This is a genomic window from Candidatus Magnetominusculus xianensis (assembly GCA_001541255.1).
GTDB classification, from domain to species: Bacteria; Nitrospirota; Thermodesulfovibrionia; order Thermodesulfovibrionales; family Magnetobacteriaceae; genus Magnetominusculus; species Magnetominusculus xianensis.
In genome coordinates, this window is record LNQR01000107.1 from 1 (window position 1) to 6832 (window position 6832).

Annotated in this window: 10 protein-coding genes; 8 read left to right on the top strand and 2 right to left on the bottom strand. The window is 44.5% G+C overall.

What is annotated here, in order from left to right; genetic code table 11:
• The coding region (locus ASN18_RS18005; protein WP_353740365.1) for a type IV pilin protein at positions 1–174 on the bottom strand (174 nt) is incomplete at its 3' end.
• Between the two features lie 223 nt (positions 175–397).
• On the opposite strand from ASN18_RS18005, the gene waaC reads away from it, so the two are divergent.
• The 7 genes from waaC to ASN18_RS13860 all read left to right on the top strand — a co-directional run bounded on the left by waaC (position 398) and on the right by ASN18_RS13860 (position 5014).
• Complete coding sequence (waaC, locus tag ASN18_RS13835; RefSeq protein ID WP_236861766.1) at positions 398–1480, top strand: lipopolysaccharide heptosyltransferase I; 1083 nt, start codon at positions 398–400, stop codon at positions 1478–1480.
• A 38-nt stretch (positions 1481–1518) separates the two neighbouring features.
• Positions 1519–2700 carry a multiheme c-type cytochrome gene (locus tag ASN18_RS13840; protein WP_236861767.1) on the top strand — a complete coding sequence of 394 codons (1182 nt, stop codon included), beginning with the start codon at positions 1519–1521 and terminating at the stop codon, positions 2698–2700.
• 23 nt (positions 2701–2723) lie between these two features.
• Positions 2724–3026, top strand: coding sequence for a DsrE family protein (locus ASN18_RS13845; protein WP_085053376.1), 303 nt, complete (start codon positions 2724–2726; stop codon positions 3024–3026).
• Positions 3027–3039: 13 nt separating this feature from the next.
• On the top strand, positions 3040–3312 hold the full coding sequence (locus tag ASN18_RS13850; RefSeq protein ID WP_085053377.1) for a hypothetical protein: 273 nt from the start codon (positions 3040–3042) through the stop codon (positions 3310–3312).
• Positions 3313–3326: 14 nt separating this feature from the next.
• A complete protein-coding gene (locus ASN18_RS17285; protein ID WP_157073006.1) occupies positions 3327–3497 on the top strand; it encodes a hypothetical protein in 171 nt (56 codons plus the stop codon).
• 430 nt (positions 3498–3927) lie between these two features.
• Positions 3928–4206: an HU family DNA-binding protein gene (locus ASN18_RS13855; protein WP_085053378.1), complete on the top strand. Its 279-nt coding sequence runs from the start codon at positions 3928–3930 to the stop codon at positions 4204–4206.
• A gap of 10 nt (positions 4207–4216) precedes the next feature.
• Entirely contained in the window at positions 4217–5014 is a 798-nt protein-coding gene (locus ASN18_RS13860) for a hypothetical protein (RefSeq protein ID WP_085053379.1), read from the top strand.
• On the opposite strand, the gene ASN18_RS13865 is transcribed toward ASN18_RS13860, so the two are convergent.
• The gene (locus ASN18_RS13865) at positions 5011–6189 is read right to left on the bottom strand and encodes a sensor histidine kinase (RefSeq protein ID WP_085053380.1); all 1179 of its coding nucleotides are present in this window, start codon (positions 6187–6189) and stop codon (positions 5011–5013) included. The two genes, ASN18_RS13860 and ASN18_RS13865, sit on opposite strands and share 4 nt — an antisense overlap.
• 121 nt (positions 6190–6310) lie before the next feature.
• Between ASN18_RS13865 and ASN18_RS13870 the strand changes: the two genes are divergently transcribed.
• Complete coding sequence (locus tag ASN18_RS13870; protein ID WP_085053381.1) at positions 6311–6817, top strand: RpnC/YadD family protein; 507 nt, start codon at positions 6311–6313, stop codon at positions 6815–6817.
• Positions 6818–6832: the final 15 nt, after the last annotated feature.

The window sequence follows — 6832 nt, forward strand, 5'->3', positions numbered from 1 at the left end:
TGCACCCTTAGCGCCTGACTCTGTTGACCTGACCTTTGCCTTTTCTCTCTGTCCGAGGAACGCCGGTACCGCGATAGCTGTCAATATGCCTATAATCGCGATAACAATCAGGAGCTCGATCAGTGTAAAACCTCTTTCATCCCTTGTCTTCATCTCTGAAATTAACTTGTACATTGTGTGTACCTCCTTGTAAATACATCTCAGCGATTAAAAACCGCCTATGTTGACATAAACAGTACTTCATAATACAGTCATATGTCAAATTCACCAATTGTCAACTTCGCATTGACATATATGATATAGCAAATATTATACCAGCACAATCCACATGTAATCATCGCAAAAGTCATCCATTTCCACGATAGTCCATCATTGATACTGACATATTATGTCACATATGACAATTTTTAGCACATCATCAAGGGCAATACATTCCTTAGAAGCCGTGATTTGCTATACTACGGCAATGGCATCATATAAGAAGATACTTATCGTAAAGCCTAGTTCACTTGGAGACATCGTACATAGTCTGCCTGTGCTTAATGCGCTTCATAAGGCGCATCCCGGCGCATCTGTACACTGGGTCATAGCATCGGGCTTTGCTGGGCTGCTTGAAGGGCATCCGATGATAGAAAAGCTTTGGATAATTAACAAAGACAGGTGGAAGCGTCCATCAGAGTTTATCAATACGTACAGGGAGATAACCACGCTTGCTGGCGCGCTGAAGACCGAACGCTATGACCTTGTCATTGACCTGCAGGGGCTGTTAAGAAGCGGCCTAATAACCAGCCTCAGCCGGTGCCAAACCCGTGTGGGGTTTAAGGAGGCCAGAGAGGGCAGCACCATGTGTTATACCCATCTGGTTGAGGGCGGCAGGGACATACACGCTGTTGACAGATATATGAAGATTGCCGGATTTGCCGGGGCATCGGCGGGGGAAATAGAATTTCCACTCCTCTATGAAGACATCACTGAGGCATGGGCGGGTGAACTGAAAAAGGGGCAGTATATTGTTATGACTCCTGGGGCGGCGTGGATGACAAAGCGCTGGCCAGCGCAAAATTTCGGACAGCTTGCCGCGATGTTTTCCATCCCTACGGTAGTTGTCGGTGGGCGGGGTGACTATGGGCTTGCAGAGGAAGTTGTTGAGCACTCACGGGGAATGGCGATTAATGCAGCCAGCAAAACGACATTGAAGGGGCTTGCCACACTAATAAGAGATGCACGATTTATGGTTACTAATGACACCGGTCCGATGCACATAGCCGCGGCTGCAGGCGTTACCGTGTTTGCCGTATTTGGCCCAACAGACCCCAGAAGGACAGGACCCTATGGCAGCGCACACACCGTCATAGGGCGGGATATTGCATGCCGCGCGTGTCTCAGAAAAAAATGTTCCACCGTTGAATGTCTAAGGGATTTACCTTTTCAGCATGTTTATGAGATAATATGCGGGAAGCAGAAGGACGGTAAGATTTAACCAGTTATGTTTCAATGTTTATCAGGAGAAGCGGTGTTATGAAACATATCATAGTGCTTATGATGGTATTTATGGCAACTGCGGCTGCCACATTCCCCGCGATACTTTCGGCGCACGATGTCCCTGATGGTGCGGCACCATATGAGAAGTCCAAGAGGTGTTCGGCGTGCCATCCGGCGATATATAGAGACTGGGAAAATTCGATGCACTCTAAGTCTTCTCTACACAAAGACCCCGCGCATAAGGCCATGTATGAGGTATTTCTCAGTGATATGAAAAAAGAGGGGAAAGAGGGCAGCTATCACTGTGCATCATGCCACATGCCGATGGCTGAAAATATCAAAAAACTCATGGACGGGACAGACAAGCCGAACGAAAATCTCTGGAGAGAGGACGAGGGTGTTGGATGCGCGTTTTGCCACCGTGTCGAGACAATCGTGGAAGGAAAGGGCAGAAATATGTTTACAATCAACAAAGACGGCGCCTATGTCTCGTCGAATCCACCTGAGAAGGCACCTCACGGCGTCGGGGCAAATCCGTTGTTGGCAAGCGGCGAAATATGTATGGGCTGCCACAGTCACTTAACGAATCAAAGCGGAGTAGCGATATGTTCAATGAAAGAAGAGGGCAAGGGCAACTGCCTCGACTGTCACATGGAGAAAAAGGAAGGCCCGCCATCGATTGAGTCAAATAAGAATGACCATGCCTCACATGAAATGGGTGGTGGTCACAGCTTGCCGATGCTAAGGAAGGCGCTAAGTGTCAAAGCATCTGTCAACGAAGCAGCAGGGGGTAAAACAGTTGATATAGAGATTACAAACAAAACAGCTCACACATTTCCCTCAACAATGCCTATGCGTATGGCGTATGTAAAGGTAGTGGCATATGACGCCCAAAAGAAGACAATCTTCAGGAATTACGAAAAAAATCCTATGGAAGATAAAAATGCCGTATTTATGAAGTCCTTTAAGGGTGGAGGCGAGGTAGGAGTACCGGCATGGAAGGCCGAAGGCGTTGCCGTTGACACAAGGCTGAAGAGCGATGAGACACGCACATTTTCTTATACAATCCAAAGTGATAAAATAAAGACTTTAACTGTGGAAGTGATATACAGACTGTTTCCATCCCAGGCGATAGCAAAGTATCCAGCGCTCAAAGAGACAGAGGATAGTGTTAATGATAAACAGTTTGCAGCATTTAGAAAGGAATTTACTTATTAAGAACAACAAAGGAGGGTTATGCAATGACAGTAGGGTTACTGATTACACGGGACGGTTATAAGGAAGACATAATTGGACTGACAAAGGCAGCCGTCAAAAAAGGACTGGATGTAATACTTTTTATGATGGACGACGGTACGAGGCATTCTCAGGACAAGGACATAGTGGATTTGATGAGTTTAAAAGGTGTGACGATGAGCCTCTGTGACCATAGCGCGAAACTAAGGGACATTACAGAGACAATGATACCCAAGGGTTGTGCGGCAGGCTCTCAATACCAAAACTCTGTTATGAATCAGGATGCCGATAAGGTAATTTTAATATAAGGAGGACATCTACATGCCGAAAAAGATAGCAGTGCTGGTAAGAGACAGGCAGGGCGAGGCACTCAGAATGAGCGTTGGCATAACCGTTATGGACGACATAATAGATGTATTCATTCTGGACAGGAAAATAGAGCCTGGCGAGGAAAATGACATGAACCTCGACATGATAAAAGAGATGGAATTGGCGTTGTGCACGAACATTAATGATTACGAGGGAATCGGGTATTGTTCTACTGAGGACATCGCTAAAAAACTGCTTGACTATGACAACATTCTTGCTTATTAGATAAAGGAGGTAAAATGGCAAAAGTCTTATATATACTGAAACAGGAACCAGACGCTACGGCTAAGACCATCATAGAGACACAGAAAACCCTTGCAGATGTGACAGTAATAGACATGAGAACCGACAAAGACTACGACAAGATAATCGGCGAGGTTGTCTCAAGCGATAAAATCATCACGTGGTAATATAAGCTGAAAGAGGGCGCCAGAAGAAGGCACAGTTAAGAAGGCATCCATATGTGTGCTGACAACGCCCTCTTTCACTACTGAAGTAGATCTTTGCAGTTGATAGCAAAACCTAACTGAGACTTACGACCATGGGCTGCTTAAGCTGGAATGAGTAATGCGCTAGTTGCTGTCCGGATTCTGTATTATCAAAGAATTAACCTGAAGAACTGTTCAGAATGAAAATATTTCTTGCATTTTGTTATTGGTTGTAGTATGATTATCTTCAGTCTCAGTACCCGGATTGAAGGTAATTTTGGTACTGTAGGTTCTGCGCGCAGCAAAATGCGCAAGGGTCAATTGCGGCAGGGAGACCGTTTGGCTTGTTAGACCTAAATATGTTAGGCCTAAAATTATTTGGATTAGTATTAACTTTTGGAGGTAGGGCTATATGAGCAAAGTGGAGCTGATTGAAAAAATGGCGAAGGATGCAAACTTATCGAAAGCAGATGCCGGAAGGGCACTTGACGCAGCCATTGCAGCCATTATAGACACGCTGAAACAGGGTCAGAAGCTTACACTCGTAGGGTTTGGTACATTTTCAGTTTCGAAGAGAAAGGCAAGAGACGGACGTAATCCTAGAACTGGCGACGTAATTAAGATACCCGAGGCAATCGTGCCAAAGTTTGTCCCTGGCATGGCATTTAAGGATGCGGTAAACAAAAAGTAGTTTATAATAAGTGAGACTGATAAATCTTAAGCTACATTTTGCTTCTTTGGCGCTTGTGTTGTTTGCATTTAGCTGGGGATATGCTGTTGCTGCGGTTGGAGATGCAGCAGAGGAAAAGCCCGCGGTGAAAGAGCAGGCTGCTGCTGAATCTGTTGTGGTTAAGCCCACCAGCCGTACCACGATAGAGAAGTACCTTATTATCTCAGGCGGATTTATAGCAGATACACAGCAGGTTTACGGGAAGATTGTCTCAGCCCCTGCGCCAACATCAGACCGCATAATGTTCGGCAGGAATGACTATGTCTATGTAGATATCAGCCAGGATTATGCAGACCAACACACAGATTACTTCATCATAGAGATAGGTGATAAGGTTATTCACCCAAAAACAGGGAAAAACCTGGGCAAGCTAATCATGATTATTGGACAGCTTCGACTAATTGGTCAGGAGGCAGGTTATAAAAAGGCGCTGATCACGGAATCTGTTAAAGAAATCGTCCGCAAGCAGCCTATCGTTCCCTCTTATGTATTCCAGCGGCCAGATGACAGCGGAACTCTAAAGCCAGGCATTGGTGGTATGATAATAAAAGTTATACCACTGCATATCATAGGCGCCCAGTACCAGGTCATATATGTTGATAAGGGCACTGACGACGGCTTAAAGCCTGGAGATATGTTTACTGTCATGTCTTCTGTGAAACCAATATCGCCTATTGGCAAGATAAAAATTCTGGCTACACAGAAAAATACCTCAACGGCGTATGTCCTCGAATCTAAAACGACTATGCTTGTAGGCGATACATTTTAACCCACACTGTGCGCTCTATGAGGGTTAAGTATTGGTAAAGATATTTTGAACTCTGCACCGTCGGCAATGTTCTTAAATGACAGGGTGCCACCCATACATTTTTCTATTAGGTGTTTCGAGGTATAAAGCCCAAGCCCCGCAGCCCTGCCTTCTTCTTTGGTAGTGAAATAGGGGTCGAATATTCGTCCGGCAATTTCAGGCGGGACTCCACCTCCGTTGTCCGTAATCACAATGACAGCCCTGTCTTCCTCAACAAAAGAATCAATTTTGATAACAGGCCTTTCTATACAGTTTTCTGTGAGTGCGTCTTTGGCATTGTTGATAAGACTCACAACTACCCGCCCAAACTCAACGGGATAGCCTGTCAACTGAGTGTCAGTAGAGTTATTGACTATGATATTTATGTTATGTTCTATCAGGATTGGTTTAATGAAAGACACCGTCTTTTCAATGGTACGATTGAGCATGAATGCTGTTTTAACAGCGTCTGATTTGTAAAAACCCCTAAGCTCGTCTATCGTGTCAGACATTTTTTCAATTATATCCATGCACTTATTTACATTACCCCTGATGTATTCTCTGTTAAGCTCGTTGAAATCGTAGGCATCCAGGATATCCTGAATGAGAAGCCCGATTGTGTTAATCGGCTGCCTCCAGTGGTGGGCTATCTGGACTATGGTCTCGCCCACAGAGGCAAGGCGTGCCTGATGTGATAATATACAATCATTCTGGCGGTGTCGGGCCAACTGCTCCCAGACATGCCGGTGTAGTGTATCGTTAAGTTCCCTGAGAGATTTTTCCTTGTCAAATAGTCTCAGGTATAGGTTCATCTTGTTCAGGAATTGGTTATGGTCTATTGGCTTGGTAAGATAGTCGATTGTTCCTGATTTGTAACCTTGTTGAATAAAGGCATCCAGTCTGAACTCATCAGTAAGAAATACTATTGGTATGTGGAGCTTTTCAGCCTTTACAAGTTCAGCCAATTCAAGGGCATTTATATCTAGCATCTGAAGGTCAAGCAGAATAATATCGATTGAGCCGTCTGCCAGCGCTGCACTGAACTCGCGTACAGTGCTGACTTCATAGATACGGCAGCGTTCCAGTTCAGAAAGCAGCAGCTCAAGCACATTATTATCACCGACACAGAGTACATTGTGGGTATGGAGTGTCGTCATCTATGGCGCTATTATAGCGTTTTGGGAAGATATCTGCAAGCAATGTTTACCAGCGATTTAAAATCACCACGACGAGCCCTCTGGGTTTCGTTAAGTTTCACCAAATGTTAAAATACCGCCAATGCCAAACCAATACGATAAGATATTAAAAGAAATCCTGAAAGATGTGATAGATACGCTGATTGCGAAGGTAATTGGGTTGAAGATTATCAAATCAACGGCGATAGAGACTAAGCTTCAGATTACTAATGAGCGTGAGGCCGACTATATCTTGCTTGTAGAAATGGAAGACGGCTCCAGTTCTCTGCTTCATATTGAATTTCAGGCAACAAACTATTTTAAGATGGTATACAGGGAAATGCGCTATTGGATTTACCTGTCGGAAGTACATGAGATTCATCCGATGCAGTATGTGTTTTATATCGGAAATGTACCGTTGACGATGAAAGACAGCATATCTACAGAGACGATGAACTACAAATATAACCTGATTGATATGCGGGATGTCGATTGTGAAAAGTTTTTATATTCAGATAAACCTGAAGAGGTAATAATATCTATCTTGTGCAATTATCAAAAGAAAGGTGTTAAAATATTTGTGTGCCGCAGCAAGCGGCGTAAGAGATGAGGGAAGACCCCTCGC